The sequence below is a fragment of the Streptomyces davaonensis JCM 4913 genome (genome assembly GCF_000349325.1).
GTDB lineage: Bacteria > Actinomycetota > Actinomycetes > Streptomycetales > Streptomycetaceae > Streptomyces > Streptomyces davaonensis.
Genome location: NC_020504.1, coordinates 8,374,752 through 8,401,301, shown reverse-complemented (window position 1 = coordinate 8,401,301; position 26,550 = coordinate 8,374,752). Strand labels below are relative to the sequence as shown.

Here is a 26,550-nt window from a genome sequence, read left to right as displayed (position 1 = left end):
CCCCCATGGCACAGGGCGGAAGCACGATGGGCGAGGAACCGACATGGCCGGAACTCCTGCTCACCTTCGCCATGGTGGCAACCATCCCCATCATCATCGGCGGAGCCGTACTCGTGTCCCTCATCGGCCTGACCATGTGGGCAACGGCCCCACTACGACGCCGCAGACGCGCACGCGCAATGGACACCCACTGAACTCGACTGCGCGAGCTCACAATCCGCCGCTACGGCTCGAGCGCCATTCCGCTTCGAGGATGCTGAACATCTCGGAGTCCCGCCAGCCGTCCCGAATCAACGCGGTGTGCCGATGCCGCCCCTCATACGTCATGCCAAGCTTGCGGAGCAGCTGAGCCGACGCGAGATTACGCGGGTCACAGGTCGCGTAGATCCGGTGGAGTCCCAATTCCCCGAACCCGCGCGACAGAAGCTCCCGCCCGATCGCTGTACCCACGCCACGCCCCCAGACCCTCGGGTGCACGATGTAGGCGATTTCGCCCTGCCGATGGCGATGGCTACGAATGCGCAACTCCCCCATGCCGACGAGGTCGTTCTCGAACCGAGCAACGTACACGAACCTCTGCTGCTGAGCATGTGACCAGGCCTCTACAGCGGCGCGCACGAACGCGCGCGTCTGCTCCTCCCTGTTCGGCCCCCAGGGCTGGTACCGACAAGCCTCCTCAAGACCGGCCCAGGAGTGCACCGCTTGCCAGTCGTCGAGCGCGAGCTTGCGCAAAGTCACCGGCATCAACTAGTTGTCCTCATCGTCCCAGTCGTCGACGGGACGGAGCGACTCCATGAACGCGTCGAGGGTGTCGGCCACCTCGACCACAGCACGGCCTGTGCCTTCCCGTTCGTGATCCCAGAAGTAGACACGTCCCTCGTCTGAGTCAGAAACCGATACACCGACGACATTGCCGCACTCCGCATCGAAGAGAGGCAGGAACCAATCCGGGGCGCGGCCCCGAAGTTCTCGGAGCCGTACTTCGATGTCGCAGTCATCCCCGGTATCAACGCCCAGCATCTCGGTGACACCGACCCCGACATCCCTGCCGGTGGGTGTGTCCAAGAAGTTGGACGGCAGCTCGCCCCCGTTGTGCCGGTGGAGCAGCTGCCTGCAAGCGACCGGGATCCTCAATCCCGTACGCCCCTCGAATGCGGCAAGCAGCGCGGCGTCGGCGCCCGGTCCGGTCGTCTCGAATTCGATGCTCATCGGTGATGCGTATCCCGCCTACTCCGCGCTGGATTCGAAGTCCTCGACGAAGTAGCTGTCGTGGCGCACCCTGAACCGCTTGAGTTCCTCGCTGCTGCGCTGGGACATTTCCGCGACGCGTTCGAAGTACTCCTCGCGCGGGGCGCCCGGAGAGAACAGCATGAGCATGGACGTCGGTTCGTCGGTGGTGTTGCGGAAGGCGTGGAGGCCGCCGACCGGGACGTAGAGGAAATCTCCGGTGCGGCCCGTGACCCACTTCTCGCCGTTGTAGAGCTCCAGTTCGCCGGAGAGGATGTAGAAGGACTCCGACATGGCCTTGTGGAAATGGGTCTTGGCGCCGGCTGCACGGGCGGCCAAATCCACCTTGTACAGGCCGAATTCGCCGCCCGTCGATTCGTTGGTGGCGAGGTAGCTCGTCGAGCCGCCGGGGGAGGAAAGGTCCGGTGGGGTGTCCGCACGGCGGAAGACCGCGGTCACCTCTCCCTTGTCACCGTGATAGCGGGGCTCCGGGTAGGTCAGGTCCTCGGGGTACGACATGGCACGCTCTCCGTTTCCGACTCGTCCGTCACTTCACCGGAAAGCCTGCTCCCCTCCCGACACGGCGGCATCGGACTTCCGGATGATCTTGGAGGCTCGGGGACGAGGGCTCTGGACCTACGCCGGAAGCGTCAACGGCCGTGCGCGTTCAGGAAATCGATCAAGCCTGTTTCCGAACGTATCAGCCGTTCCCGGCGCTCAGGAGGCAGGGAGGACAGGGCGTCGACGAGCCTCCGCGAGCGGGGGACGTGAACCATATTCGCGGAGTAGATCCGGCAGCCCGAGCACCAGGCGACGCCAAGGCAGCGCTCATACAGGGAGGACTCGGGTGGATGGAACCGGTGTTGGTATGAGCGGACCGGCGTTCCGCAGGCGGCGCAGGTCCATTGGTCCCCGTCGAGAACGGTGTCCCAGGTCCCGACCTTGATCCATCGCCGCCGCCCTGCCGGTGCTCTTCAAGTCGTCATGCCCAGCATTCTTCCCTACCGCAAGGAAGGTTCCGCGGCCGCCCTCCCATGCCGAACCAGCACCGTGACGGTGGCCGCGAGGAAGACGACCTGCATGGCCGTCCGGGGGCCGAGCCGGTCCCACCACGGCACGTCACCGTCGGCGGCGTACACATTGGCGGGGAACATCACGACCAGCATCACACTGAGCGCGGCCGCCGCGGCCCGAGCGGTCCGCGACCACAACAACCCGACCGCGCAGGCGATTTCGGCGATGCCGGTCAGTGTGACGAGCAGACCCGGGGCCGGCAGAGCCGACGGCACCATGTCGACGATCTCCTCGCGCATCCCGATGAAGTGCGCGCCCCCGGTGACGGTGAACATGGCCGCCAGACCGCCCCGCAGTGCGGTGGTCGGCCGACGGAGCCGTTCGGCCCCGAGCGCCCCGGCGAGCGTCAGTAGGCCGGTGACGGCGACGAGCGTGGCGAGCGGTTCCATGGCCGGATCTTCCTGAAGTGATGAGCGTGGTGACTGACGTCTGGGGGCTGACGCCTTCCGGTCAGACGGCGTCCTCCGCCACCGCCGCGGCCGACCTGCGCACGGTGTCGGAGTCGATGTGCTGGATCTGGACGACTACCCCGTCCGGGTCGGTGACCCGGATGCTGTGGCCGAAGTTCTCCTCGACGAGTTCGTAGGGGTAACCGTCGCGTTCGAGCCGCTGCGCGATCTCCTCCAGCGGCTCCTCCGTGGCGAAGCCCAGTTCCGTGGTGCCGGGCACGCGGCCCTGCGAGACGGCGGCGGCATGGACGCCGACGGCGCCCGCGGAGGCGTCCAGGCGGACCCAGACGGCCGCGCCGGGTTCCTGCCGCACGTCGAGGCCCAGCCCGGCGTAGAAGGTGCGGGACGCCTCGACGTCGGCGACGTAGCGGATGGGGAGGACGGTCAACATGGGTCTGCCTTTCTGGGGTGGTCGCCCTTTCTGGGGTCGTCGCCGTCAGCGTCCTGCCCGGTGCTCCGCAGCACGCTTTAATGTCCCCGGCATCGACGTGTTCAGACGTTTCAGGAGGGCCTGGTGACGCAATCCGTCACACTCGACGCGCTGGATCGCCGTCTGATCCATGCGCTCCAGATCGACGGGCGGGCCTCCTTCAGCCGTATCGCCGCCGTGCTGGGCGCGCCGGAGCGCACGGTGGCGCGCCGCTACCACCGGCTGCGGTCGGCGCTGGTGGTCCGGGTCGTCGGACTCGTCGACAGTCGACGGATCGGCATGCTCGACTGGTTCGTCCGCATCGACTGCGCGCCGGACACCGTCGAGGCGCTGACCGCCGCCCTCGCGCAGCGGGACGACACCTCGTGGATCGCTCCGGTCGTCGGCGGGACACGGCTGACCTGCATGGTGCGCACTCCGATCGAAGGGACGGAGGCCGGACGTCCGCTGTTCGACCATCTGTTCCGGACCCAAGGAATCCGTGACGTCGAGGCGTGCTGCGTGCTGCGCCCGGTCGCCGGGGTCGGCGGCTGGGCGGGCCGGACGAGCGCGTTGGACGCAGCCGAGCAGGCGGCCCTTCTCGACACCGCTCCGGAGCCACCGGACGACCTGGACGACCTTGCCGAGCCGTCCGGCTGGGGCGACGGGGAGGCGCGGCTGGTGGGCGAACTGGCCCTGGACGGGCGGGCGGACGTGGCGCATCTGGCCGCCGCCACCGAGTGGTCGGCCTCGACCGTGCGGCGCCGCATCGCCGGGCTGCGGGCCGCCGGGGTGCTGCATTTCGAGGTGGACGTGAGCCCGGCCCACTTCGGCTACCCGCTGGAGGCGCTGCTGTGGCTGGAGGTGGCACCGGCCGCGCTGGGCGAGGTGACCGAGGCACTGTCACGGCACACGGCGGTCGCCTTCGCCGCCGTCACAACGGGGCGCACCTCGGTCTTCGCCATGATCCAGTGCCCTGACACGGCGGCCCTGCACGACTACCTGGCCGACGACTTGGCCGCCCTCCCGGGCATCGCCCGCCTGGAAACCGCCCTGGTTCAACGCCGTGCCAAGCGAGCGGGCCCCCTGTTGCTCCCGACGGTGGCGGAGCGCCCTCATGCTGCGACGCGAAGGTCGACCAGGTGAGTCGTGCACCATGGTGGGCGCCGACCGGTCGGTGCCGGTGTATGCCTGTCGGATAACCGCATGGCCCCGATCGAGGGACCGTGTTTCCCCTGATGCGGGCGTTCCGGAGGACGGGCGCGCACCCTCGCCGCACTCCGACGCGTTGGCAGCGACATGGATCGCACAGTCACCACAGGGTCCCTCGTCCCGGCGAACGAAGAGCGGCGAGCGCGCCCTGCCGGACTCTCCGCGTCAGCCCAGAGGACCCAGAGGAATCCGCCCATCTATGCGGCCTTGGTCACCGAGTGGCAGGCGCGGGGCCGGATGGTCCCTGGTGCCCGGGATGCCCAGTGGACCGCCGCCCTGGTCCCGTCCTGCCTGGCGTCGGAGGCCTGGTTCCCCTCGGCGGGGTCAGTCGTCGCCCGGGATTCGGGGTCCGGTGCTCAGTGCCCCGCACATGGGGCAGCGTCCGCGCGCGTTGGCCTGCGCGGTGAGGACGCCGAGTGCCTGCTGTAGGGCCAACTCCACGGCAGCGGGGAGGAATAACGCACCGGCGCCGTCCGGTGGGATCAGCCACCGCAGGCGCCCCACGGCCCGGTGCGGCGCGGGCACCGTGATCCACGAACCCTTGCCCAGATAGCGGACGTCGGAGCCGATCCAGTGGCCGAGCGGATCGGGCGGCAGGAAGAAGCCCACCCGGCCGGCGACGGTGTCGGCCAGTGCCGGACCGGGCGGCTGCGGGATGCACAGCAGGGCGTCGAGGGCCAGCACGCCCAGTTCGACCGGCACGCTCAGCACGTCCCAGAATCGCCCGCAGGCCAGCGCCGCCACCCCGTCCTCTCCGTGCCACTGCCGTTTGCAGGCGCGTGGGTCGGTCGCGGCGGCGGATAGCCATTCCGTGGCCCGTCGTGTGGTTCCTCGCATGGCGGACCTCCAGGTTCCGTCAGCCCATGGACAGGACATACGTCTCCCTCGCCGCCGGGACCGCCTGACCTGAGGCATTCATCCTTGTAGATAAATGCACTGCTCGGAAGGGGTGGCGAACCCTGGCGAATTAATCCGGACCGCCCGCTTCAGCCAACCCGGACCGCTCGCCTCAGCCGGTCCGGATCGCCCGCTCACCACCAGGCAGTCGACCGAATCACCGTCACCTCAGGAAGGTCAACCGCACCTAACGACCCACACCGTGTGCGCCCGACACGGAGTCCGATGTCCGCGACATGCGGTCTCAGCGAGCCCCCAGCCGTGTCCGGGCCAGGGGCTCGTCCCGCAGATAGCCCCCGTCCAGGCGACGTCGTTCGGTTCGGGAGTGGGCGCCGCCCGGCTGCACTGGCGCAGCGGGTCGAAGTGCGCCTCGATCGGGTTGGCCCAGGAGGCTTAGGTCGGGGTGGGTTGACCGCGCGGCGGATGAGCGACAGCAGGCGGCGCACCCGGATCGTCCCCCCGCACCACTCCCGGGGCGCTCGTCGCGGCCGGGCAGGCGCCGTGCGCGGAGTCATCCGTATGGCTCACGGTAGCCACCGCTTGCCAGGGTTTGGCTGATCCGCGCCGCAACCCTCGCTAAACGTCGGCCTCATCACCGTCCACTACCTGCGTTTCAGGCTGAACGCCCCAATTGATGACCTAGGAACGGCAACGCGGCGGCCTGTAGGAAGGTTCCAGCGCGACTCAAACCACCAACCGGCCTGCGCCCCACGGGACTTGCACAGCCATGAGCTCGCGGGACGGCCGCGCCGACGTGGTCCGAAGTGTGTGGCCGGTCCGCGATGTCCGGGTGGGTCAACTCCACCTCGATGAGCCGCTTTCCCACGTTCGCCAAGGAGCTCCGGCTGATCGATCAGGGCGCGTATTTCGTCAGGACGCCGGGCTTCGACAGGTGCGACGCCTGGAAGCCGACAATCAAGTGCGACATCCGGTAGCACGTTACTGACGCACACCGCATGTGATGTGCGGCCCGGGGCCGGTCGCAGGGCCGACCCCGGGCCGCGCCACACCGGAGAACGGAGACACGCAGTGAGTTCCGGCGGGATCACATGGATAGCCGACGAGGACACCTCCTTGCTCGGCTACTGCATCAAGCTGACCCAGGGCCTGACCGGCGAACAGCTCGCCGCACGCCTCGCCGGTCCCGGCGGCCCCGTACCGGTCCAGGCCGCCACCGGGCCGCAGGCCGAAGCACTCATCGACGGGCTCGACGCGGAGCGCGGCGACGCCGACAGCATCGCCGTCCGCTACGGCGACCACACCGGCCTGGGCTTCGCCATCGCCTACGGCCACTGGCCGTCCGTCCTCGGACCCGCGTACCACGACGGGACATCCCGGAACGGGGCCCACGTCTTCGAGCTCTACTACGAGAAGCAGAACCCGAAGGTCCCGCCACCCGCATTCGCCTACTTCCACGACGACCGCTACGTGTGCGGCTTCGGCATGTACATGCGCACCTGGTCGCAGGAGATCACCGGCCCTGGCGCCGACGTCGTCCGCGCTGAAATCGTCGCGGCCGGGATCCCGGAGGAGAGGGAGAGGGACACGGCGCACCGTGCCTCTCTCGCCGTACTGGAACAGCGCTTCGAACTGGCACTGCCGCGTGATCTGTTCCTGGACGCATCACTGCCCACTGCACTCGTCAGAGGCCGGCAGCCGCGATGAGGACAAGCTCACGACCCCGCAAGAAAGGTGATGCGCACCTGTCGGTTCGGGTTGTCCTTGTTGGTGTCCACCAACCTCCGCCAAGACAACCCCGACCCTACCGATAGGCCTGCCACAGCTCCACTGGGTGATCCATGGCAACGATGGGAGGCTGCGGTCCCGGTGCTGCCTCGACCCCGGTGCTCCCGCGCAGACTGCTCCTTCATCCGGCTACGGAGCCGGGCTGCTCAGCGGCCTGCTGTCCCGGCCCGCGGCTTGGCGGTGCTCGACGGCCTGGTCGCCGCCACCCTGCTCACGATGGGGCGGCTGCTGCCGGCCGGCGCCTGACCGCCCCGCGTTCCGCACCGCTTTGCGCTCGTCGAGCTCCATCGCCCCCCGGGGCGCGCATCATCAAAGGAGGGGGGCCATCGACGAGGAGTGGCGATGAGGTTGTCGTTCCTTGAACCCCTCTACGCGGAGCCAGGCCCGTTCGCCTCCGTTTACCTGGACACGTCCCGAGACGTCGAGCATCCCGAGCGGGCGATCGCGCTGCGCTGGCGGCGGCTGCGCGAGAGCCTGTCCCGTCAGGGCTCGGACCGGGCGCTGCTGAACGTACTGGAGGAGGAGGTGGGCGCCGACACAGGGGTGCCGGGGGCACACGGTCAGGCCATCTTCGCCGCCCACGGCGCGCTCGTCCTCAACGGGGAGCTGCCCAGGCCGCCCGAACACGACTCCGCGCGCTACAGCACCCTGCCGGACGCGATGCCCCTGGTCACCCAGCACGTTCCGGAGATCCCCTACATGGCCGTAGTCGTCCACTACGGTGGCCTTCCGACCGCGGAGACCCACGGCTGGGTATTTCTGGAGGCGGAGACCGGCACCTGGCCAGCGTCCACCGTCACCCCGGGTGAGCGGCTGCACCGCAGGGTCGCGGTGGCGACCTGGCACCGCGCCTCCCTCCGGCTCGGCCACCGGCTGGACGAACGGGCGCGGCGTGCCCATGCCGACGCCGTCGTCGTGGGCGGGGACGAGTGGGCGTGCAACGTACTGATCCGCCGCCTGCCGCACACCCTGCGGGACAAGGTCGTACGCGTGGGCGGCCGGACCCCCACCGACACCGGACGCGCCCTGTTGGAGCCGCAGCTCGACGGCATCTTCCGCGGCCGCATGGCCGCGCACGACCGTGAACTCGTGGACATCTTCATCGGCCGGCGTGCCCTGGACGGACCCATGACGGAGGGGCTGGCCGCCACCGTCGCCGCCCTCCAGCGCGGCCAGGTCGCGGCACTGCTGGTGAACCGGCCGCCAGGGTCTTCGCTGCGGCTCTGGGCGGGCTCCCAGCCCACTCAGCTCGCGCTGACCGAGGCGGAGCTGATGTCCTTCGGCGTGCGGGCCCCTCGCGAGGAGCGCGCCGACGAGGCCCTCGTCCGGGCCCTCGTCGGCACCGGTGCCGAGCTGGTCGTCGTACCGGAGAGCGAGCTGAGGCTGTACGAGGGCGTGGGCGCCCTGCTGCGGTACACCGACCCGGGGACCCCCCGTCCCGACGCCGACGCGCTGCGCCTCCCGGATCACGGGTCGCCCCTGGCGCCCGACCGCCCCGGATCGCACAGGGCACGGACCGTGCCGACACTGGGCTGGAGCGGCAGCGCGGCGTATGAGCGGCGGACGGGCCACATGGACAGCACGGCCGATATCAGCAACACGCCCACGTCGAAGGGGATCGTGGTCAGACGGGAACGCACCACGACCGGGGCCGCCGGCGCCACCGCCACGGCCCCGCGGTCCGATGGCCCATGAAGGGACGACCCCCGAGGACCTGGTCCGCGCGGCCCACGCCGTGGGCGTGACCGACGCCCGTCTCCTGGAGGCCGTACGGAGCATCCCCCGGGCGGAATTCGTCCCCGCGGACGAGGTGGCATCCGCGTACCGGGACACGCCCGTTCCGCTCCCCCACGGGCAGGTGACCACCCAGCCCTCGCTGATCGCCATGATGGTCTCCGCTCTCGGCCTCACCGGAGACGAACAGGTCCTGGAGGTCGGGACCGGATACGGCTGGCAGACCGCGCTGCTGGCCCGCTTGGCCGCGTACGTCGTCAGCGTCGAGCGCTGGCCCGACCTGGTCGACGAGGCCCTCCTGCGGCTGACCGGGCAGGGCGTCGGCAATGCCGAGGTCGTACTCGGCGACGGGACCCTCGGGATGCCGACCCGCGCCCCGTACGACGCCGTCATCGTCTGCGCGGCCTTCCCGCGAGTGCCTGAGCCGCTCGTGGATCAGCTCCGCACCGGTGGCCGGCTCGTCCAGCCGATCGGGCAGGGCGGGCAGGAGCGCGTCGAGCTGTACGAGCAGCGGGCCCACAACCTGGTGCACCGCAGGACGGTCACCGCGGCCCGGTTCGTCCGGCTGTACGGCGCCCATGGCTACGACCAGCGGTGACGCGCTCAGCGCTGATAGGTCCCGACCATGGTGCCGGAGGCCAGCTCCCTGCCCTTCAGGGCACGGTGCACGTCCTCGGCTCCAGGGTGGTCGTGCAGCGGCAGCGGCTCGGACAGGGCGTACAGGCGGAAGAAGTAGCGGTGCGGCCCGTGCCCCGGTGGAGGCATCGGCCCTCCCCAGCCCACGCGGCCGAAGCCGTTGGGCCACGGCAGGCCCCCCTGGGGCTTCTGGCCCTCCGCCGCCCCGGTGATCCCCGGATCGATGCCGGTCACCAGCCAGTGCAGGAAGGTCGCCCCCGGTGCGTCCGGGTCCTCGCACAGGAGCACCAGCTCCGTGGCCTCATGGGGCACCCCCGACCAGGTCAGGGGCGGTGAGATGTTCTCACCCTCCCCGCTGTACCGACGGGGGATCACCGTTTTGTCGTCGAACGCTGTGCTGCTGAGTTCAATTCCGCTCATGCGCGCCGCTGTACCCGCAACGGCGGCACCGGCACCGGTCCGCGCCCCAGAAACCCCCGTTCGGCCGAGCCCACCCGGGCCGTCTCCGTAAGCGGGGGTGAAGATGGCAGGGTGCCGACAAGGATCCTGCTCGAGGGTCGCCCGGGCGCGGGCAAGACGACCGCCCTGCGTCGGCTGGCCGCGCTGCTGCCCACCCACGCGGCCACCGGCTTCACCACGGAGGAGATCCGGCAATCCGGCGCCCGCGTCGGTTTCGCCCTGGAGACCCTGGCAGGCCGACGGGAAGTGCTCGCCCATGTCGACCTGCCCGGTCCGCCACGGGTAGGGAAATACGGCGTCGACCCGGGCGTCATGGAACGACTGGCGCTGCCGTCGCTTCGGCCGGCAGCAACCGAGGAGGCAACAGGGCGGCTGGTGCTCATCGACGAGCTGGGGCGGATGGAACTGGCGTGCACGGCGTTCCGGCACGCGGTCGACGCGCTGTTCGTCGCAGAAGTCGACGTCGTCGCCACGGTCCACACGCATCGCGATCCGTTCACCGACGCCCTCAAGCGGCGGGCCGACATCGAGGTCGTCCAGCTCACTCCGGCAAACCGGGACGTCCTGCCGGAGGAGCTCGCGGCCCGGCTGCAGCAGCCCCGGACGCACGGAAGGCCTCCCTCTCACGGATGAGAGACCGGCCTCCGACCTGCCGAAAGCAGAGTCGGGGCGACAGGATGTGAAGTCGCCCGGTCGCTGCGACCGGCGGCGCCCACCGCCAAGGGTCGGTGCCTGCCCACCGAGTACGCGGCCGGCATCGCCTTCACCACCCGGTTCGGCGCCCACCCCTCATTCGCCCTCCAGCACAGCCACTTGATCGGTCTGCTCATCGGCGGGCTCCACCAGCCGCCGGAGAAGGAACGCAAGGCGTCGAAGCAGGCACAGCGCGACTACCTCGCCCTCTGGCTCCGCGTCCTCGACGAGGTCAGGCCGGACCTCGACACGGCCGAGGCCAAGATCACCGTGTGCGCGGTCCCAGTCCTCACCGTGGTCGACAACGCGGTCCGCATCGGCCGGCTGGGCCAGCGCCCGGACCGCGCGGACCGGCTGGCGGAGATCGGCTCGGCACTCCTCCTGGCGCGCTGACTGCCGCTAGGTACGGCCGGATATCGCGCTTACAGTGCCGCTACCCGAGGAACGACAGCCGGACCTGACGCTCCGGATTGTCCCTGTTCGTATCCACCAGGCAGACGGACTGCCAAGTGCCCAGTTCCAGGCGGCCGTTCAAGACGGGGAGCGTGGCGTGGGGTGGGACGATCGCGGGGAGTACGTGGTCGCGGCCGTGGCCGGGGCTGCCGTGGCGGTGCTGCCAGCGGTCGTCGGCGGGCAGCAGGGTGTGCAGGGCGGTGAGCAGGTCGTCGTCGCTGCCGGCGCCGGTTTCGATGACGGCGACGCCTGCCGTGGCGTGGGGGACGAAGATGTTCAGCAGACCGTCCCGACCCCCGGCCGCCTCCCTCAGGAAGGCTTCGCAGTCGCGGGTCAGGTCCACGACCGTCTCCGAGGAGCCGGACGCCACGTTCAGGACTCGGGTGGTGAAGGTGTCTGACATGGCCTCCATCCTCCGTCATCCGAACGCCGCCGCACGCCAGGTCGCGTCCCGAGTGTGACACCGGCATGAAGTTCCCCGGCCCCCCGTTGACCTGCGCGACCCGACGTCTTTACGGTCAGCGGCATGGCGCGTACCGCCCTTCTCACCACGCGCGGTCACATCGACCTGCTGCGGGTGGCCTCCGCCGCGTGTCGTCGCGTCCGCTGAGGCCCCGCCCCGATTCTTCCGCACGCTGAGCGGACTGCCGCCGGGGACATGGCCTCCTCGCCGACCTTGCCGTCCGGACCCCGAGAGGCTGACGCCGCCATGGCGACCGACCTGCACTGGCCGATGAACCCCAGGACCTACCGGGCCGTCAAGGCCCCGCACGCCGTGCACGTCGACGGCCTCATCCGCTCCTTCGACGGCCGCAGGGTCATCGACCGGCTCCAACTCGACATCGAGCACGGCGAATTCGTCGCTCTGGTCGGTCGCGCCGGTCGCGCCGGTCGCGCCAGGTCCACCCTGCTGCGCATCCTCGCCGGGCTCGACCGCGACATCGAGGGCACCGTCCTCGTGCCGCGCCGCAAGGCCGTCGCCGCCCGGACGCCCCAACTCATGCCGTGGAAACGCGTCTGGCGCAACGTCCTGCTCGACCTGCCCGGCAAACCCGACCGCGCCCTCGCCGAGCGCGTCCTCGACGAGGTCGGCCTGGGACACCGTACGACCGCCCGGTCCAGGACCCTGTCCGACGGCGAGGCACAACGCGTCTCCCTGGCAAGGGCGTTGGTACGCGAACCCGATCTGCTGCTCCTCGACGACCCGTTCGGGGCGCTGGACGCGCCGACCCGGACCGCGGCCCGGCGGCTGCTCGGGGAGGTGTGGCAGCGGCGTGGCTGCACGGTGCTGCTCGTCACGGACGATGCCGAGGAGGCCGTGCTCCTGGCCGATCGTGTGCTCGTGATGGAGGGCGGCTCCATCGCTCACGAGGAGCGGATCGGCATCGACCGCCCGCGCGACATCACCGACCCCCGGTTGGTCCGACTCCTGCGGCGCCTCGCAGGCAACGAATCGACGGTCCGGGAAGATCTCCGACCCCGGTGAAGTTAGTAGAAGCGTGAACAACACCGAGGTAGTCGTCATAGGCGCCGGGCAGGCAGGGCTCGCCGGCGCCTATCACCTGCGGCGCAGCGGATTCGAGCCGGGCCGTGACTTCGTCGTGCTGGACCACTCCCCCGGCCCGGGCGGTGCCTGGCAGTTCCGGTGGCCTTCGCTGACGTACGGCAAGGTGCACGGGATGCACGCGCTGCCCGGGATGGAGCTGACCGGGGCGGATCCGGCGCGGCCGTCCGCCGAAGTGATCGCCGAGTACTTCGAGAACTACGAGCGCGCCTTCGATCTGCGGGTGCTGCGGCCGGTGGATGTGCGGGCCGTGCGCGAGGGGGACGGCGGGCGGCTGCTCGTCGAGACCTCGGCCGGGGACTGGTCGACGCGGGCGCTGATCAACGCCACTGGTACGTGGGATCGGCCGTTCTGGCCCCGCTATCCAGGCCAGGAGAGTTTTCGCGGGCGGCAGTTGCACACCGCGCAGTACCCGGGGCCCGAGGAGTTCGCCGGGCTGCGGGTGGTCGTGGTGGGCGGGGGTGCGTCGGGTACACAGCATCTGCTGGAGATCGCTCCGTACGCGGCCGCCACTACCTGGGTCACGCGGCGGCCTCCCGTGTTCCGCGAGGGCCCGTTCGACGAGAACGCGGGGCGGGCGGCGGTGGCGCTGGTCGAGGAGCGGGTGCGGCAGGGGCTGCCGCCCAGGAGCGTGGTGTCGGTGACCGGTCTGCCGCTCAACGACGCGATCCGCCAGGGGCTCGCGGACGGGGTGCTGGACAGGCAGCCCATGTTCGACCGGATCACCCCGGACGGGGTCGAGTGGGCCGGCGGCCGGCGCGTGGACGCCGACGTCATCCTGTGGGCAACCGGGTTCCGGGCCGCCATCGACCATCTGACGCCGCTCAGACTGCGCGAGCCGGGCGGCGGCATCCGCATCGACGGGACCCGGGCGGTCGCCGATCCGCGGATCCACCTCGTCGGCTACGGCCCCTCGGCGAGCACCATCGGCGCCAACCGGGCGGGCCGCGCGGCCGTACGGGACATCAGGCGGCTGCTGGCCGAGGAGCAGTCGGCGGCCGCCTGACCGCTCCCCTCACTTCGCCTTGGGCGAGCTCTTCTGGTTGCGGTTGAACTCCGCGACGTTGCGCTGATGCTCGGCGTAGTCGGCGGTGAAGCGGGTGTCGCCCGGCTTGACGGTGACGAAGTACAGCCAGTCGCCCGGGGCGGGGCTGATCGCGGCGCGCACCGCGTCCTCGCCCGGGTTGTCGATCGGGGTCGGGGGCAGGCCCATGCGCTGGTACGAGTTGTAGGGGCTCTCGATCCGGGTGTCGGCCGGTGTCGTCTTCAGCGTCGAGCGGTTGAGGGCGTAGTTGATGGTGGAATCCATCTGGAGCGGCATGCCGCGCTCCAGGCGGTTGAAGACCACCCGGGCCACCTTGCCCATGTCGGTCTTGGTGGCCGCCTCGGCCTGGACGATGCTCGCGATGGTGACCGCCTGATAGACGTTCATCGCGTTGCGCTGGGCGCCCGCGGCGATCGGGGCGCCGTTGAACTTCTTGTTGGCGGTGTCGACCATGAACGACAGCAGCGACTCGGGTGTCGCCTTCCTGCCCTTCTGTTCCAGGGGGTACGTCGCCGGGAAGAGGTAGCCCTCGGGGTTGCCGTCGGCGTCGATCGGCAGCTTCAGATTCGCCTTGGCCAGGGACTTCTTGGCGGTGCCCGCGGGCAGTTCGAGCGCCTTGTCGACGGCCTCGTAGATCTGTCCGGACCGCCAGCCCTCCGGGATCACCAGGGTGGTGGGCTTCTTCTCCTTCTCGCCGCCCAGGCTCAGCAGCGGCACCGCCACGGCGGTGCCGGCCACGACGGCCCCGGTCGCGATGAGGACGAGTCGGCCCCGGCGCGTCAGTCGGATCGCGCTCCGTGACGGAGTGTTCATGTGCATGCGGGCACGGTAACCCGCTAAAGCTCACAAACCCGGCATATCTTCATCTTGTCGGCTCCCATCAGGCTCCCGACGGCTCCAGTCGGGCGTCCCGGCGGACCAGCGTCGCGTATCGCCCGTCCCGCGCCAGCAGTTCCTCGTGCGTGCCGCGTTCGGCGGTCCGGCCGGAGTCGAGGACCACGATCTGGTCGGCACCCCGAATGGTGGACAGCCGGTGCGCGATGGTGAGCGTGGTGCGGTTGGCCGAGAGCGCGTCGATGGCCTCCTGCACGGCGTGCTCGGTACGGGTGTCCAGGGCGCTGGTCGCCTCGTCGAGAACCAGCACGGGCGGATCGCGCAGGATGGTGCGGGCGATGGCCAGGCGCTGCTTCTCGCCGCCGGAGAAGCGGTAGCCACGCTCACCGACGACCGTGTCGTAGCCGTCGGGCAGGGCGGCGATGTGGTCGTGGATCTGCGCCGCCTTCGCCGCCGCGTGCAGCTCCTCGTCGGTGGCGTCCGGCTTGGCGAAGCGCAGGTTGTCGGCGACGGAGGCGTGGAAGAGGTACGTCTCCTGCGAGACGACGCCGACCGCGCGGGCCAGGGTGTCGAAGTCCAGGTCGCGCACGTCGACCCCGTCGAGGGTGACCCGGCCGCCGGTGACGTCGTACAGCCGCGGCACCAGGTGGCCGAGCGTGGACTTGCCCGCGCCGGTCGGGCCGACGACCGCGAGAGAGCCGCCCGCGGGGACCGTGATGTCGACGCCGTCGAGGATGGGGGCGCCCTGGTCGTCGTAGCGGAACTCGACGTTCTCGAAGCGGACCTCGCCCTTGATCTCGTCGAGGTGGACCGGGCGTTCGGGCTCGGTGATGTCGATGGGCAGGTCGAGGTATTCGAAGATGCGCTGGAAGAGGGCGAGCGAGGTCTGGATCTGGACGCCGGTGCTGAGCAGGCTGACGGCCGGGCGGAACAGGCCCTGCTGGAGCGAGACGAAGGCGACGATCGTGCCGATCGAGACCTCCGGGCCGCCGTACTGGAGGGCCAGGCCCGCGGTCCAGTAGATGACGGCGGGCATCGCGGCCATGACGATGGTGATGACGGCCATGCGCCAGCGGCCCGCCATGTTCGAGCGCACTTCCAGGTCGACCAGGCCCTCGGACTCATCGGCGAAGGACTTCGTCAGCGAGTCGGAGCGGCCCATCGTGCGGCCGAGCAGGATGCCGCTGACGGAGAGCGACTCGGTGACCGTGGCGGCCATGACGGCCATCTGCTTCTGGCGCTGGGTGGTGATCTTCTTGCGTTCGTTGCCGACCCGGCGGCTGATCCACACGAACACCGGGAGCAGCAGCAGGGAGACGGCCGTCAGCCGCCAGTCGAGGACGAGCATCGCGACGATCGTGGCGACCACGCTGGTGAAGTTGGCGACCAGCGAGGTGGCCGTCGAGGTGACGGTGGCCTGCATGCCGCCGATGTCGTTGGCGATGCGGGACTGCACCTCGCCGGTGCGGGTCCGGGTGAAGAAGGCGAGCGACATGCGCTGGAGGCGGCCGTAGACGGCGGTGCGCAGGTCGTGCATGACGCGCTGGCCGACGGTCGTCGAGATCAGGGTCTGGAGGACGCCGAAGACGCTGGTGAGGACCGCGCTGAGGATCATGCCGAGCGCGAGCAGGCTGAGCAGGCCGGTGCGGCCCTCGGGAATGGCGACGTCGAGGATCGCCTTCAGCAGGAAAGGGGTCGCCACGGAGACCAGGGAGGCGGCGCCGACCAGCAGGCCGACGATCGCGAGGCGCCCGCGGTAGGGGCGGAACAGACGCAGGATGCGGCGCACCTGCCGGGGCTCTTGCGCGGCGTCGGCAGGCGGTGTCCAGGCGGGTTCGTGATCGGGATGCATGGGCTCCTACGGAGGGGTGAGGGCGGGACTGACGGAGCTTAGCTCATTGTTACCTATACTCACAATGAGCCTGGTCCTGATATTGTTCCCGTATGACCAGCCCAGATCCGGTGACCTCCTCGACTGACCTCGACGGACCGCTCGCCGAGCAGTTGCTGCGGTTCACCCGGCGGGTGCACCGGATCCAGAAGCGGCACATCGAGCTCTCCGGGCTGGGCGTCACCCCGGCCCAGTCCCGGCTGCTGCGCACCCTCGCGCACTACTCCTCGCCGCCCCGGATGGCCGACCTCGCCGAACGCCTGGAAGTGGTCCCGCGGGCCGTCACCTCGCTGGTCGACGGTCTTGAGGCGAGCGGCAAGGTCCGCCGGGTGCCGGATCCCACGAACCGGCGGGTGATCCGCATCGAACTCACCGAGGACGGACTGAAGGCGCTGCGCGCACTGCACGGGGCGCGGCGATCCGCGGCCCAGGAGATCCTGGCGCCGCTCACGGCCGAGCAGCGCGAGGTGCTCGGCGGGTTGCTCGACACGCTGGTGGACGGCGGGCGGGGCTGCTGAGCCTCAGGGCATCAAGGGCCTCAAGGGCATCACGGCAGCTGCCGTACGGCCGCTGTGGTCGCGCGCAGACGGGTCGCGTCCTGACCCGGAGGTGCCCCGAAGAGGCGGCGGTACTCGCGGTTGAACTGTGAGGGGCTGTCGTAGCCGACGAGGTGTCCTACGCCCGCGACATCGCCCGGGTGGGCGACGAGCAGGGAACGGGCCTCCTGGAGGCGGATGCGCTTCTGGAACTGGAGCGGGCTCATGGCCGTGACGGCACGGAAGTTGCGGTGGAAGGCCGAACTGCTCATCCCGGTCAGCCGGGCGAGCTCCTCGATGCGCATCGGCTCGGCGTGGTGCTCGCGGATCCAGCGGATGGCGCGGGCGACGTAGGACAGGCCGCTGTCGGCCAGGCCGATCTGGCGGACCAGCGCGCCGTGCGGGCCGGTGAGCAGGCGCCAGATGATCTCCCGTTCGATGAGCGGGGCGAGGACGGGGGCGTCCGAGGGGTGGTCCAGCAGCCTCAGCAGTCGGGCCACCGCGTCGAGCAGGTCGGCTCCCGCGTCCCCGGTCGCGAGCGCGGTCGAGGGCGCCGTGGCACGCGACCGGAGTCCCGGCGGCGCCTCCAGCAGCAGCGGCGCCACCGCGGCCGGGCTCAGCACCAGGCCCATCCCGAGCGCCGGTTCCGCCCGGCTCGCGCCCACGAAGTGGCCCGTGACCGGCAGATCCGCGGTGACCACCAGGCACTGCCCGGCCCGGTACTCGTGCACCTGCTCGCCGAGCAGCAGGCGCTTGCCGCCCTGCGCCATCACGACCAACAGGGGCTCGGTCAGCGAGTAGTCGGGCTCGCTCGTCTCCACGCGGGAGAGCAGCAGCCCGGGGATGCGGCTGCGCGGATCCGGGCCCGCGCGGTCCGCGATGATGCCGCGGATCTCGTCGAGGAGGTTTTCTCTCGTGCGCACACTTCACTGTAAGGCTCGCCCGAGCCCGATCGGGGTGAAGTCGAGCGGATCGTGCAAGAGCCGAGGTGGATCGTTCTACCGCTCACCATTGCCTGAGCGCTTTCCTGGTAATGACCGTTCCCTCACTCAAGGAGCACGATCATGCCACTCGATCACTACGTCACCCTCGGCCGCTCCGGACTGCGCGTCAGCCCGTTCGCGCTCGGCGCGATGACCTTCGGCGACGATCCCGGGGCCGCCGGATGCGGCGTCGAGGAGTCCGAGCGGATCCTGGCGACCTACCTCGACCGGGGCGGGAACTTCATCGACACGGCGAACTTCTACACCAACGGCCACTCGGAGAAGATCCTCGGCGACTGGTTCGCCGCCCGTCCCGGACGCCGCCAACACGTCGTCCTGGCCTCGAAGTTCTTCGGCAACCTGTACCCCGGCGACCCCAACGGCGGCGGCGCGGGCCGCGCCTCGATCATCGCGCAGCTCCATGAGACGCTGCGCCGGCTGCGCACCGACTACCTCGACGTCTACTGGCTGCACAACTGGGACCGCCACACCCCCGTCGAGGAGACCCTGCGCACCCTCGACGACCTCGTCCGTGCCGGGAAGATCCGCTACATCGGCTTCTCCAACACCCCCGCCTGGCTCACCGCCCAGGCCCAGACGACGGCCCTGCTCAAGGGCTGGACCCCACTGATCGCCCTCCAGGTCGAGTACTCGCTGCTGGCCCGCACCGTCGAGGGTGAACTCGCCCCGCTCGCCCTCGACCAGGGCATCGCGCTGGTGCCCTGGAGCCCGCTCAAGAACGGCTTCCTGTCCGGCAAGTACCGCCGCGGCACCGAGGTCACCGACTCCGCCCGCACGGCCTTCGTCGGGGGGCCGAGCGAGCGGGAGTACGAGGTGATCGACACCGTCGCCGCCGTGGCGGACGAGTTGGGGACCTCCTCGGCGGCGGTGTCGCTGGCGTGGCTGCGGGCGCGCGCCGGGACGGTCGTACCGATCATCGGGGCCCGGCGGGTGGAGCATCTGGAGAGCAACCTCGCGGGACTTGAGGTACGGCTCTCCCCTGAGCACCTCGAGGCGCTGGAGAAGGTGTCGGCGCCGGAGCTCGACTATCCGGCGCCGATGCACGGTTCACTGCGCGCCATGCTCCAGTTTGCGGGGGCGACCGTGGACGGGGAGGCGTCCATGGTCTACCCGCCGCTGTTGCAGAGCGATGTGCGCTACTGACGCAACGGGCCTGGTCAACACGTCCGGTGATCGTCCGTCAGTATCCCCTGGGCGGTGGCCAGTCGGCGGTCGTAGCAGCCGCCGGGGGCATCCGAGCCGTACAGCCGGTAGCGCTCGCTCGAGGTGCCGACCGCGTGACGCTGGTCGCGGGGCACGTTGACGGTCCAGGTGGCGTCGCCGGCATAGGTGTCGTCGAGCCTGGACCAGGCGGTGCGCCGTCCGTCGCGGGTCGTCTCCGCCGAGGCCCGGTCGCCGAGGGTGAGCACGGTGCGCAGCCGGTCGTCCGTGCCGAGCGTGGTGGTGCCGTCCATGGTGTACGTGCGTTGGGTGCGCGTCGTGCTCGCCGGTCCGCGTCCGTCGACCGTGACCGACTCGTCGTCGCGCCAGGTGGCATCGAGTGCGTCCATGGTCTCGCCGTCGGTCCAGCGATGGACGGAGGTGTGCGCCAGCGAGCGGCGGACGGTGGTGCTCACCCGGCCGTGCGAAGTGTCGACGTATCCGGCGACGGTCAGCGCGTGCGCGCTCTCGGTGTCCAGACGGTGTTCCGAACCGGGCGTGTGGGCCGAGGAGTTGGTGAGGCCCCGGTCTCGGTGCGCGGTGAGCGCGCCGGTGACGTGTGCGCGGCCCTCGTCCTGCCAGACGAGGATGTTCACGGGGGCGCTCCAGCCGGGGCGCCCTTCGGGCAGTCCGGCCACGGAGACCTGGATGTCGTGCGGTCGGCCGTCGTTGAGGAGGCCCGCGAACGGCGTCAGGTCGTATTCGATCGGCCTGACGTCGAAGGCGCGCGGCCCCGGAACGACGTACCAGAGGAAGGGATTGGACCAGCCCCCGGTCCAGACGTGCGGGAACGGCGCGGCCACGCCCGCCAGTTGGCCGTCCACCTTGATCTGCACCTCGCGGTTGGGGCCGTCGGCGGCCTGGCAGGAGTACGGCGCGGAGTCGGGCACCGTGAGGTACCAGTACTCCTCGCAGCCGCCGCCGGATCCGGTGGCGTACACCTCGGCGACGACGCGTTCGCTGTTGCGCGGGGTGGTGAGGGTGCCGTCGGTCAGGGGGAGGACCTGGTCGGGGGTGCTCGCGGGTCTGCCGGTGTGGAAGGTCAGGGTCACCTTCACGTCGATGATGCCGGTGTAGGTGTCATCGACGACGTTTCCGATGAGCATCTCGACGTCGCCGCGCTCGCGGAGGGTGTCGCTGTAGCGCGTGACGTCCTTCTCGACGGACCATGCGATGCCGTCGGGCGAGGGCTGCGGGGTGGACGTACGGAAGATCTCGACGCCGCCCACGCTGACGTGGCCGAGGCGGTCGTACTGGCGGCCCTTGACCTTGCCGTCGAGACGCAGCACGACCTTGCTCCAGCGGTCGCCGCAGCCGTCGGGCGGGGTGTATGTGCCTCGGTACGGCGTGAAGTCGCGGAACTGCGCCTCGGCGAGCGTCACTTCGCAGGACCTGGTGTCCGGGGCGGTGACGGGTGGGGCGGCCGTGACCGGGTCGTGCCAGTCCGAGCCGAACTCGGCGGGGACGTCGGCCTGTCGGGCGGACGCGGGGTTCGCTCCGAGGAGCGCGCTCGCCAGGAGGGTCGCTCCGGCGAACATGGACATGACGATCCGTCTCTTCATGGGCGGTGTTCTACGGGGGTGTTCGGGGGCGGCGCAATGGGGCGTGGGCGGGAGTGGCGGAGTCCGCGGGTCCGGTGTGGCCCCTGAGGGCAGCCGAATCGTTTCCCCTTGGGGAGAAAACCGCTTGCCACCGACCACGCTGCGACGCGAACCTGTCACGGTTTGCTGCCGCCGCGCGGACACGGGTTCGAGGCGCGCGGTGGCCGTCCGCCCTTCCGCCCCCGACCCGAGCCGCTGGGACGTCATGCAGATTCAAGACCTTCCGTATCCCGACCCGGGCGTCCCGGACGCCCGCTCGGGGCCCCGCTTCCTGTGGTGGCTCTTCCGGAACCAGCTGGGCGGCCAGCTCAAGGCCCTGGCCTGGGGCCTGGTGCACTTCGCCTCCGTCTCCTCGCTGCCGTTCTGCGTCGGACTCGCCATCCAGGCCGTCGTGGACCGCTCAGGTGGCCGACTCGCCCTCGCGGGCGGGCTGATGGCGCTCGCCGGTGCGGGCATCGCCCTCGGCGACGCCTTCCTGCACCGCTCCGCCGTCACCAACTGGATCACCGCCGCGGCCCGTGTCCAGCAACTGCTGGCCCGCAAGGCGGCGCTGCTCGGCTCCGCACTGACCCGGCGCGTCGCGGCGGGGGAGGTCGTGGCCGTCTCCACCGGTGACGTCGAGAAGATCGGCTGGTTCGTGGAGGCCGTCTCCCGGTTCACCGCGGCCGCGGTCACCATCGTGCTGGTCTGCGTCGGCCTGGTGCTCTACCAGCCCGCGCTCGGCGTCGTCGTCGCGGTCGGCCTGCCCGTCCTGGCGGTCGCGGTCCTGCCGCTGCTGCCCCGGGCCACCCGGCGCGCCGACTTCCAGCGCGAGAAGGCGGGCCGCGCCACCGAACTGGCCTCGGACACCGTGGCCGGGCTCCGCGTACTGCGCGGCATCGGCGGCGAGGAACTCTTCCTCGACCGCTACCGCCGCGCCTCCCAGGAGGTCCGGCACGCCGCCGTCCGCAGCGCCCGGATGTGGGCCCTCATCGCCGCCATCCAGGTCCTGCTCCCGGGCCTGCTGCTGATCGCGGTCGTCTGGTACGGCGTCCACCTGGCCCGCGACGGCCGCATCGCCGTCGGCGAACTGGTCACCGCCTACAGCTCGATCATGCTGCTCACCTACCCTCTGCGGCACTTCGAGGAAATCGCCATGGCCTACTCCTTCTCCCGCCCCTCGGCCCGGCGGGCCGCGGGGGTGCTGTCGCTGGAGCGGCCCACCGACACCGACGGGTCCCGCGCCGGGGAGGTGCCGTCCGGCGACCTGTACGACCCGGCCACCGGACTGCTCGCGCCCGCGGGCCGGTTCACCGCCGTGGTGTGCGGCGACCCGGACGCGGCCGGGCGGCTGGCCGAACGGCTGGGCGGCCACCCCTCGCAGACGGGCACCTCGGTACGGCTGGGCGGGGTGCCGCTGGACGAGCTGCCGCTCGACACCGCGCGCACGGCCGTCCTCGTCCAGGACAAGGACCCGGTACTGCTCTCCGGCACCCTGCGCGAACTGCTCGACGTGCCCCATTCGGGCGCGGTCGGCTCGGCGGAGGCGCTGGCGGCGGCGCAGTGCGCGGACGTACTGGCCGCGCTGGCCCAGGGCTCGCTCGACGCCGCGGACCCGATGGACGCCCTCATCACCGAACGGGGCCGCTCCCTGTCCGGCGGCCAGCGCCAGCGGCTGGCGCTCGCCCGCTCGCTGGTGACCGACCCGGAGGTGCTCGTCCTGGACGAACCCACCTCCGCCGTCGACTCGCACACCGAGGCACGGATCGCGGGCGGTCTGAAGGAACTGCGCGCCGGGCGCACGACGGTGGTGTTCACCTCCTCGCCGCTGCTCCTGGACCGCGCCGACCGGGTCGTCCTCGTCCACGAGGGCGAGGTCACGGCGGTGGGCGTGCACCGGGATCTGCTCCACAAGGAGCCGCTGTACCGGGCGGTGGTGACACGTGAGACGGACGAGGAGGCGGCGCTGCGTGACGCGGCGCGGCAGGGCGGGGACACCGGGTCGGCCGCACCGGTGGACGCGCTGGAACAGATCGACGCACTGGAAGAAATCGAGGAAAGCGCATGATCGGCGTAGCGCCACCGGCCTACGACCCCGCGGCTCCGACGACGGCGAACACCCTGCCCGTCGGCGCCCCGGCCACCGTACGCGCCTACGTGACCGAACTGTTCCAGCGGCACCGCCGCGCCTTCCTGGTCCTGATCGGCGTCAACACGGCCGCGGTCCTGGCCTCCATGGCCGGTCCGTGGCTGCTCGGCGACCTGGTCGAGCGGGTGTCGGAGGGGGCAAAGGAGCTTCATCTGGGGCTCACCGTCTCGCTGTTCGTCGTCGCGCTGCTCATCCAGGCGGTCTTCGTCCGGGAGGTACGGCTGCGCGGCGCGATCCTCGGTGAGCGGATGCTGGCCGATCTGCGTGAGGACTTCCTCGTCCGGTCCGTCGGGCTGCCGCCCGGCGTCCTGGAGCGCGCCGGGACCGGCGACCTGCTGTCCCGGATCACCACCGACATCGACCGGCTCGCCAACGCCATGCGCGAAGCCGTGCCCCAGCTGGCGATCGGCATCGTGTGGGCGGCGCTGCTGCTGGGCGGCCTCGTGATCACCGCGCCGCCACTGGGCGCCGCGGTGCTGGTCGCCGTGCCGCTGCTGGTGGCCGGCTGCCGCTGGTACTTCAAGCGGGCGCCCGCCGCCTACCGCTCGGAGTCCGCCGGGTACGCCGCCGTCGCCGCGGTGCTCGCCGAGACCGTGGACGCGGGCCGAACGGTCGAGGCCCACCGGCTCGCGGAGCGCCGCATCGACCTGTCCAAGCAGCGGGTCAAGGAGTGGACGGCCTGGGAGAACTACACGCTCTGGCTGCGTTCGGTGCTCTTCCCGGTCATCAGCGCCACCCATGTCACCGTCCTCGGCTCGGTGCTGATGCTCGGCGGGGTCTTCGTCCTCGAGGGCTGGATCGACGTCGGCGAGCTGACCACGGGCGCGCTCATCGCCCAGATGCTGGTCGACCCGGTGGGCCTGATCCTGCGCTGGTACGACGAGCTCCAGGTCGCCCAGGTGTCGCTGGCCCGGCTGGTCGGGGTCCGGGACATCGAGCCGGACGCCGGGGACGACTCGCTGGCCCCCGACGGACGCGATGTGCACGCCGACCGGGTGCACTTCGGCTACCTCGAAGGCGTGGACGTCCTGCGCAAGGTGTCCCTGGAGGTGGCCCCCGGTACCCGGCTGGCGCTGGTCGGCCCCTCCGGCGCGGGCAAGTCCACCCTCGGCAGGCTCCTCGCCGGTATCTACGCGCCCCGGGAGGGCCGGATCGCCCTCGGCGGCGCCGAACTGTCCCGGATGCCGGCGGAACGGGTCCGCGAGCACGTGGCCCTCGTCAACCAGGAGCACCACGTCTTCGTGGGCTCCCTGCGCGACAACCTCCTGCTCGCCCTCCCCCACTCCCGGCTCCCGTCGAACGCGGGGGCGTCGGAGGACTCCGCCGACGCGGAGCTGTGGGCGGCGCTCGCGGCGGTGGACGCGGACGACTGGGCCCGCACCCTCGACGAGGAGCTTGACACCGAGGTCGGCTCGGGCGGCTTCGCGCTGACCCCGGCGCAGGCGCAGCAGATCGCGCTGGCCCGGCTGGTGCTGGCCGACCCGCACACGCTGGTCCTGGACGAGGCGACGTCCCTTCTCGACCCACGGGCCGCGCGCCACCTGGAGCGTTCCCTGGCCCGCGTCCTGGACGGCCGCACGGTGGTCGCCATCGCCCACCGCCTGCACACCGCCCACGACGCCGACGTCATCGCCGTCGTCGAGAACGGCCGCATCAGCGAGCTGGGCAGCCATGACGAGCTGGTCGCGGCGCAGGGAGCGTACGCGGCGCTTTGGCGGTCCTGGCACGGGTGAGGTGTGGCGGCCGGGGGTACTGGGGGTACCAGGGGTGATCGGGCGTGGCTCGGGGCGCCCCTGGTGGCCTCCGGGCAGGCGCGTTCGCCCGTCGCCGCCCCCGCACCGGGCCCGTGGCGTTGCGCGGGTGGGAAAAGGGGTGGAAGGCTGGATAGCGGCACCGGTTCGGGGAGCGCCCGGGAAGCCTGCGGTACGTGTCGGGCGCAGCCTGTGCCCCGCGCGCCGGCCTGTCGTCGATCGTGGTGTCGACGGGCCCGTCCCCAGCACCTGGAGGTACCCGTGAACAACGCCGACGGATGGGGGGACGACGTCTACCAGCCCGACGCGTCCGAGGTCCAGGACGACGCGGGGCTGCTCGACGCCGAGGACACGCTGGACAACGACGGCGTCGGCGACCCCCTCGATCGCGGCTGGTCCCCGCCCGACCGTCCGTGGGCGGTGGAGCGCTCCGGTGTGACGGCGGCGGAGCGCCATGAGGGCGAGACGCTGGACCAGCGGCTCGCCGAGGAGCTGCCGGATCTCGCCACCCCCGACGGCGACGGTCTCGGCGACTGCGAGGGCACCGACGGCGAGCTCCTGGACAACGAGGTCGGCGCCGCGCGCTCCGGCCGGCTCGTCGCCCCCGACGAGGGCGCGCACGAGGACGAGGAGAGTGCGCTGGTCGCCACGGACGTCGGGATCGACGGTGCCGCGGCCTCGGCCGAGGAGGCCGCCATGCACATCGTCGACGAGGACGCCCTGTCCGGCTGAGACCGCCCCCGCACCTGCCCCCGAGGAGCCCTGATGCAGCAGGACAAGCACCCCGACTACCGCGCGGTCGTCTTCCGGGACCGCGCCGCCGGGTACGCCTTCCTCACCCGGTCCACCGCGACCAGCGGCGAGACCATCGAGTGGGACGACGGCGAGACGTACCCGGTGGTGGACGTGGAGATCTCCTCCGAGAGCCACCCCTTCTACACCGGCAAGGCCCGCACGGTGGACTCGGAAGGCCGCGTCGCCCGCTTCGAGCGCCGTTACGGCGGGGCGGACGCCGAGGGGACCTGACCGGACCCCGGTCGCGCCGCTGGCGCCGACGCAGCCGCTGCCGCTGCCGCTCAGATGACGTTGAGCGCCGCCGCGCAGCCCACTCCGCCGAGCAGCATGAACACCGGCATGAGCACCTTCAGCTCCACCCAGCTGCCGGCCCGGAACCGCAGGGCCTTCGGCGGACCGATCGGGTACCAGCGCTTGCGGCCCACCGGGATGGGCCACAGGATCGGGCAGCCCGACACCGTCAGCGAGTCCCCGATGTCGTGCACCAGCGCGCCCAGCACGATCGGCAGCCCCAGCCACAGGTACTCCTGGCCCGGCGCCGTGAACAGCCAGTCCGCGCCGTTGCCCGGCTTGTCCAGCACCCCGGCCAGGATCCAGGCGCTGGTCGCGGCCAGCAGCCAGACCAGGATGTCGCTGCTGGACCCGCGCGCCGCCCGCCACAGCAGGCCCTCGATGGCCAGCACCATGTGCGCGAAGAGGATGCCCAGCACGGCCCAGCGGCCCCCGGTGATCGCCAGTACCGAGGCGCCCGCCCCGATCAGGACGGCCCACAGCCAGGTGTGCGTGAGGGTTCGGTGACCGCCGGAGCGGCGCGGGTCGCCCTGCTTCTTGGTGGCCTTGTAGACGGCGTAGGAGAGCTTGTCGACGATCTCGCACAGCCAGCGCGAGAGTGGTCCGAAGGCGCGGGAGATGGTGGCGGCCTTGTGGTCGAGGTCCGGGGCGAGTGCCGCTCCGGCGCAGATCAGCGCGCCGACCAGGACGACGGGCCAGGGCATCGGGCGTCCGGCCGCCGCTGCCGCCGCCCCGACGCCGAGCCAGGCCGCGGCGCCCGACAGTGAGTGTGCTGGTCCCATCATGGCCGTTGCCCGCCCTATTCCTCGTGTGCCGCTGTCCAGTTGACGGTGTGCGCTGACGTGTCGTCGGCGACACAGCGTAGCGTTCGCGATCTTCGGACCGGCAGCCGATTCCCCTGTCAGGCCGGTCGGCAGGCAA

At 71.1% G+C, this 26,550-nt stretch carries 29 protein-coding genes; 16 read left to right on the top strand and 13 right to left on the bottom strand.

Annotated elements, in window-relative coordinates:
* Positions 1-5 precede the first annotated feature (5 nt).
* Entirely contained in the window at positions 6-194 is a 189-nt protein-coding gene (locus BN159_RS45450; RefSeq protein ID WP_231905668.1) for a hypothetical protein, read from the top strand.
* 16 nt (positions 195-210) lie between these two features.
* On the opposite strand, the gene BN159_RS37205 is transcribed toward BN159_RS45450, so the two are convergent.
* The 5 genes from BN159_RS37205 to BN159_RS37185 form a co-directional block, all read right to left on the bottom strand.
* Positions 211-744, bottom strand: a complete 534-nt coding sequence (locus BN159_RS37205; protein WP_015662206.1) for a GNAT family N-acetyltransferase — start codon at positions 742-744, stop codon at positions 211-213.
* Between the two features lie 3 nt (positions 745-747).
* Positions 748-1,209, bottom strand: a complete 462-nt coding sequence (locus BN159_RS37200) for an SMI1/KNR4 family protein (RefSeq protein WP_015662205.1) — start codon at positions 1,207-1,209, stop codon at positions 748-750.
* A gap of 18 nt (positions 1,210-1,227) precedes the next feature.
* Positions 1,228-1,746, bottom strand: a complete 519-nt coding sequence (locus tag BN159_RS37195) for a cupin domain-containing protein (protein WP_015662204.1) — start codon at positions 1,744-1,746, stop codon at positions 1,228-1,230.
* Positions 1,747-2,228: 482 nt separating this feature from the next.
* Complete coding sequence (locus BN159_RS37190) at positions 2,229-2,690, bottom strand: DoxX family protein (protein ID WP_015662203.1); 462 nt, start codon at positions 2,688-2,690, stop codon at positions 2,229-2,231.
* 61 nt (positions 2,691-2,751) lie between these two features.
* Complete coding sequence (locus BN159_RS37185; protein WP_015662202.1) at positions 2,752-3,141, bottom strand: VOC family protein; 390 nt, start codon at positions 3,139-3,141, stop codon at positions 2,752-2,754.
* A 123-nt stretch (positions 3,142-3,264) separates the two neighbouring features.
* Here BN159_RS37185 and BN159_RS37180 point away from each other — a divergent pair, with 123 nt between their 5' ends.
* Positions 3,265-4,305 carry an Lrp/AsnC family transcriptional regulator gene (locus tag BN159_RS37180; RefSeq protein WP_015662201.1) on the top strand — a complete coding sequence of 347 codons (1,041 nt, stop codon included), beginning with the start codon at positions 3,265-3,267 and terminating at the stop codon, positions 4,303-4,305.
* Positions 4,306-4,695: 390 nt separating this feature from the next.
* Here BN159_RS37180 and BN159_RS37175 read toward each other — a convergent pair whose 3' ends face one another.
* The gene (locus BN159_RS37175; protein WP_015662200.1) at positions 4,696-5,208 is read right to left on the bottom strand and encodes a hypothetical protein; all 513 of its coding nucleotides are present in this window, start codon (positions 5,206-5,208) and stop codon (positions 4,696-4,698) included.
* A 1,089-nt stretch (positions 5,209-6,297) separates the two neighbouring features.
* Between BN159_RS37175 and BN159_RS37165 the strand changes: the two genes are divergently transcribed.
* The 3 genes from BN159_RS37165 (at position 6,298) to BN159_RS37155 (ending at position 9,346) form a co-directional block, all read left to right on the top strand.
* Positions 6,298-6,933 (top strand): hypothetical protein, encoded by a 636-nt coding sequence (locus BN159_RS37165; RefSeq protein WP_015662198.1) that lies wholly within the window; start codon positions 6,298-6,300, stop codon positions 6,931-6,933.
* Positions 6,934-7,356: 423 nt separating this feature from the next.
* Positions 7,357-8,709 (top strand): baeRF2 domain-containing protein, encoded by a 1,353-nt coding sequence (locus tag BN159_RS37160; protein WP_015662197.1) that lies wholly within the window; start codon positions 7,357-7,359, stop codon positions 8,707-8,709.
* On the top strand, positions 8,699-9,346 hold the full coding sequence (locus BN159_RS37155; RefSeq protein ID WP_015662196.1) for a protein-L-isoaspartate(D-aspartate) O-methyltransferase: 648 nt from the start codon (positions 8,699-8,701) through the stop codon (positions 9,344-9,346). The genes BN159_RS37160 and BN159_RS37155 overlap by 11 nt, the downstream gene beginning before the upstream one ends.
* A gap of 5 nt (positions 9,347-9,351) precedes the next feature.
* Here BN159_RS37155 and BN159_RS37150 read toward each other — a convergent pair whose 3' ends face one another.
* The gene (locus BN159_RS37150; protein WP_015662195.1) at positions 9,352-9,804 is read right to left on the bottom strand and encodes a YbhB/YbcL family Raf kinase inhibitor-like protein; all 453 of its coding nucleotides are present in this window, start codon (positions 9,802-9,804) and stop codon (positions 9,352-9,354) included.
* A 111-nt stretch (positions 9,805-9,915) separates the two neighbouring features.
* Between BN159_RS37150 and BN159_RS37145 the strand changes: the two genes are divergently transcribed.
* Positions 9,916-10,476 carry a nucleoside-triphosphatase gene (locus BN159_RS37145; protein WP_015662194.1) on the top strand — a complete coding sequence of 187 codons (561 nt, stop codon included), beginning with the start codon at positions 9,916-9,918 and terminating at the stop codon, positions 10,474-10,476.
* A gap of 180 nt (positions 10,477-10,656) precedes the next feature.
* A complete protein-coding gene (locus tag BN159_RS37140) occupies positions 10,657-10,929 on the top strand; it encodes a hypothetical protein (RefSeq protein ID WP_015662193.1) in 273 nt (90 codons plus the stop codon).
* 40 nt (positions 10,930-10,969) lie between these two features.
* On the opposite strand, the gene BN159_RS37135 is transcribed toward BN159_RS37140, so the two are convergent.
* Positions 10,970-11,392: a secondary thiamine-phosphate synthase enzyme YjbQ gene (locus BN159_RS37135; RefSeq protein ID WP_015662192.1), complete on the bottom strand. Its 423-nt coding sequence runs from the start codon at positions 11,390-11,392 to the stop codon at positions 10,970-10,972.
* Between the two features lie 123 nt (positions 11,393-11,515).
* On the opposite strand from BN159_RS37135, the gene BN159_RS47800 reads away from it, so the two are divergent.
* The 3 genes from BN159_RS47800 (at position 11,516) to BN159_RS37125 (ending at position 13,559) form a co-directional block, all read left to right on the top strand.
* Positions 11,516-11,599, top strand: a complete 84-nt coding sequence (locus tag BN159_RS47800; protein WP_408055054.1) for a putative leader peptide — start codon at positions 11,516-11,518, stop codon at positions 11,597-11,599.
* Between the two features lie 99 nt (positions 11,600-11,698).
* Positions 11,699-12,475, top strand: a complete 777-nt coding sequence (locus tag BN159_RS37130; protein ID WP_015662191.1) for an ABC transporter ATP-binding protein — start codon at positions 11,699-11,701, stop codon at positions 12,473-12,475.
* 13 nt (positions 12,476-12,488) lie between these two features.
* On the top strand, positions 12,489-13,559 hold the full coding sequence (locus BN159_RS37125; RefSeq protein WP_015662190.1) for an NAD(P)-binding domain-containing protein: 1,071 nt from the start codon (positions 12,489-12,491) through the stop codon (positions 13,557-13,559).
* A gap of 9 nt (positions 13,560-13,568) precedes the next feature.
* On the opposite strand, the gene mltG is transcribed toward BN159_RS37125, so the two are convergent.
* On the bottom strand, positions 13,569-14,417 hold the full coding sequence (gene mltG / locus BN159_RS37120; RefSeq protein ID WP_015662189.1) for an endolytic transglycosylase MltG: 849 nt from the start codon (positions 14,415-14,417) through the stop codon (positions 13,569-13,571).
* A gap of 61 nt (positions 14,418-14,478) precedes the next feature.
* Positions 14,479-16,284, bottom strand: coding sequence for an ABC transporter ATP-binding protein (locus BN159_RS37115; protein ID WP_015662188.1), 1,806 nt, complete (start codon positions 16,282-16,284; stop codon positions 14,479-14,481).
* A 92-nt stretch (positions 16,285-16,376) separates the two neighbouring features.
* Between BN159_RS37115 and BN159_RS37110 the strand changes: the two genes are divergently transcribed.
* Complete coding sequence (locus tag BN159_RS37110; protein ID WP_015662187.1) at positions 16,377-16,841, top strand: MarR family winged helix-turn-helix transcriptional regulator; 465 nt, start codon at positions 16,377-16,379, stop codon at positions 16,839-16,841.
* A 29-nt stretch (positions 16,842-16,870) separates the two neighbouring features.
* Here the strand turns inward: BN159_RS37110 and BN159_RS37105 are convergent, their stop codons facing one another.
* A complete protein-coding gene (locus tag BN159_RS37105; RefSeq protein ID WP_015662186.1) occupies positions 16,871-17,782 on the bottom strand; it encodes an AraC family transcriptional regulator in 912 nt (303 codons plus the stop codon).
* A 141-nt stretch (positions 17,783-17,923) separates the two neighbouring features.
* Between BN159_RS37105 and BN159_RS37100 the strand changes: the two genes are divergently transcribed.
* Positions 17,924-19,006, top strand: coding sequence for an aldo/keto reductase (locus BN159_RS37100; protein ID WP_015662185.1), 1,083 nt, complete (start codon positions 17,924-17,926; stop codon positions 19,004-19,006).
* A 14-nt stretch (positions 19,007-19,020) separates the two neighbouring features.
* Here the strand turns inward: BN159_RS37100 and BN159_RS37095 are convergent, their stop codons facing one another.
* Positions 19,021-20,625: a peptide-N4-asparagine amidase gene (locus BN159_RS37095; RefSeq protein ID WP_106435816.1), complete on the bottom strand. Its 1,605-nt coding sequence runs from the start codon at positions 20,623-20,625 to the stop codon at positions 19,021-19,023.
* 244 nt (positions 20,626-20,869) lie between these two features.
* Between BN159_RS37095 and BN159_RS37090 the strand changes: the two genes are divergently transcribed.
* From BN159_RS37090 to BN159_RS37075, 4 genes are all read left to right on the top strand, one after another.
* On the top strand, positions 20,870-22,711 hold the full coding sequence (locus BN159_RS37090; RefSeq protein WP_041822142.1) for an ABC transporter ATP-binding protein: 1,842 nt from the start codon (positions 20,870-20,872) through the stop codon (positions 22,709-22,711).
* On the top strand, positions 22,708-24,525 hold the full coding sequence (locus tag BN159_RS37085) for an ABC transporter ATP-binding protein (RefSeq protein ID WP_015662182.1): 1,818 nt from the start codon (positions 22,708-22,710) through the stop codon (positions 24,523-24,525). Before BN159_RS37090 ends, BN159_RS37085 begins: the two co-directional genes overlap by 4 nt.
* A 279-nt stretch (positions 24,526-24,804) precedes the next feature.
* Complete coding sequence (locus tag BN159_RS37080; protein ID WP_015662181.1) at positions 24,805-25,275, top strand: DUF5709 domain-containing protein; 471 nt, start codon at positions 24,805-24,807, stop codon at positions 25,273-25,275.
* Between the two features lie 33 nt (positions 25,276-25,308).
* Entirely contained in the window at positions 25,309-25,569 is a 261-nt protein-coding gene (locus BN159_RS37075) for a type B 50S ribosomal protein L31 (protein WP_015662180.1), read from the top strand.
* 50 nt (positions 25,570-25,619) lie between these two features.
* On the opposite strand, the gene BN159_RS37070 is transcribed toward BN159_RS37075, so the two are convergent.
* Positions 25,620-26,414, bottom strand: a complete 795-nt coding sequence (locus tag BN159_RS37070) for a metal-dependent hydrolase (protein ID WP_015662179.1) — start codon at positions 26,412-26,414, stop codon at positions 25,620-25,622.
* Positions 26,415-26,550: the final 136 nt, after the last annotated feature.

Excerpts from the sequence above, each read along its gene's own strand:
- BN159_RS45450 (WP_231905668.1), top strand. The coding sequence starts at position 6 with ATGGCACAGGGCGGAAGCACGATGGGCGAGGAACCGACATGGCCGGAA.
- BN159_RS37205 (WP_015662206.1), bottom strand. The coding sequence starts at position 744 with ATGCCGGTGACTTTGCGCAAGCTCGCGCTCGACGACTGGCAAGCGGTG.
- BN159_RS37200 (WP_015662205.1), bottom strand. The coding sequence starts at position 1,209 with ATGAGCATCGAATTCGAGACGACCGGACCGGGCGCCGACGCCGCGCTG.
- BN159_RS37195 (WP_015662204.1), bottom strand. The coding sequence starts at position 1,746 with ATGTCGTACCCCGAGGACCTGACCTACCCGGAGCCCCGCTATCACGGT.
- BN159_RS37190 (WP_015662203.1), bottom strand. The coding sequence starts at position 2,690 with ATGGAACCGCTCGCCACGCTCGTCGCCGTCACCGGCCTACTGACGCTC.
- BN159_RS37185 (WP_015662202.1), bottom strand. The coding sequence starts at position 3,141 with ATGTTGACCGTCCTCCCCATCCGCTACGTCGCCGACGTCGAGGCGTCC.
- BN159_RS37175 (WP_015662200.1), bottom strand. The coding sequence starts at position 5,208 with ATGCGAGGAACCACACGACGGGCCACGGAATGGCTATCCGCCGCCGCG.
- BN159_RS37160 (WP_015662197.1), top strand. The coding sequence starts at position 7,357 with ATGAGGTTGTCGTTCCTTGAACCCCTCTACGCGGAGCCAGGCCCGTTC.
- BN159_RS37155 (WP_015662196.1), top strand. The coding sequence starts at position 8,699 with ATGGCCCATGAAGGGACGACCCCCGAGGACCTGGTCCGCGCGGCCCAC.
- BN159_RS37150 (WP_015662195.1), bottom strand. The coding sequence starts at position 9,804 with ATGAGCGGAATTGAACTCAGCAGCACAGCGTTCGACGACAAAACGGTG.
- BN159_RS37135 (WP_015662192.1), bottom strand. The coding sequence starts at position 11,392 with ATGTCAGACACCTTCACCACCCGAGTCCTGAACGTGGCGTCCGGCTCC.
- BN159_RS47800 (WP_408055054.1), top strand. The coding sequence starts at position 11,516 with ATGGCGCGTACCGCCCTTCTCACCACGCGCGGTCACATCGACCTGCTG.
- BN159_RS37130 (WP_015662191.1), top strand. The coding sequence starts at position 11,699 with ATGGCGACCGACCTGCACTGGCCGATGAACCCCAGGACCTACCGGGCC.
- mltG (WP_015662189.1), bottom strand. The coding sequence starts at position 14,417 with ATGCACATGAACACTCCGTCACGGAGCGCGATCCGACTGACGCGCCGG.
- BN159_RS37115 (WP_015662188.1), bottom strand. The coding sequence starts at position 16,284 with ATGCATCCCGATCACGAACCCGCCTGGACACCGCCTGCCGACGCCGCG.
- BN159_RS37110 (WP_015662187.1), top strand. The coding sequence starts at position 16,377 with ATGACCAGCCCAGATCCGGTGACCTCCTCGACTGACCTCGACGGACCG.
- BN159_RS37100 (WP_015662185.1), top strand. The coding sequence starts at position 17,924 with ATGCCACTCGATCACTACGTCACCCTCGGCCGCTCCGGACTGCGCGTC.
- BN159_RS37095 (WP_106435816.1), bottom strand. The coding sequence starts at position 20,625 with ATGAAGAGACGGATCGTCATGTCCATGTTCGCCGGAGCGACCCTCCTG.
- BN159_RS37090 (WP_041822142.1), top strand. The coding sequence starts at position 20,870 with ATGCAGATTCAAGACCTTCCGTATCCCGACCCGGGCGTCCCGGACGCC.
- BN159_RS37085 (WP_015662182.1), top strand. The coding sequence starts at position 22,708 with ATGATCGGCGTAGCGCCACCGGCCTACGACCCCGCGGCTCCGACGACG.
- BN159_RS37075 (WP_015662180.1), top strand. The coding sequence starts at position 25,309 with ATGCAGCAGGACAAGCACCCCGACTACCGCGCGGTCGTCTTCCGGGAC.
- BN159_RS37070 (WP_015662179.1), bottom strand. The coding sequence starts at position 26,414 with ATGATGGGACCAGCACACTCACTGTCGGGCGCCGCGGCCTGGCTCGGC.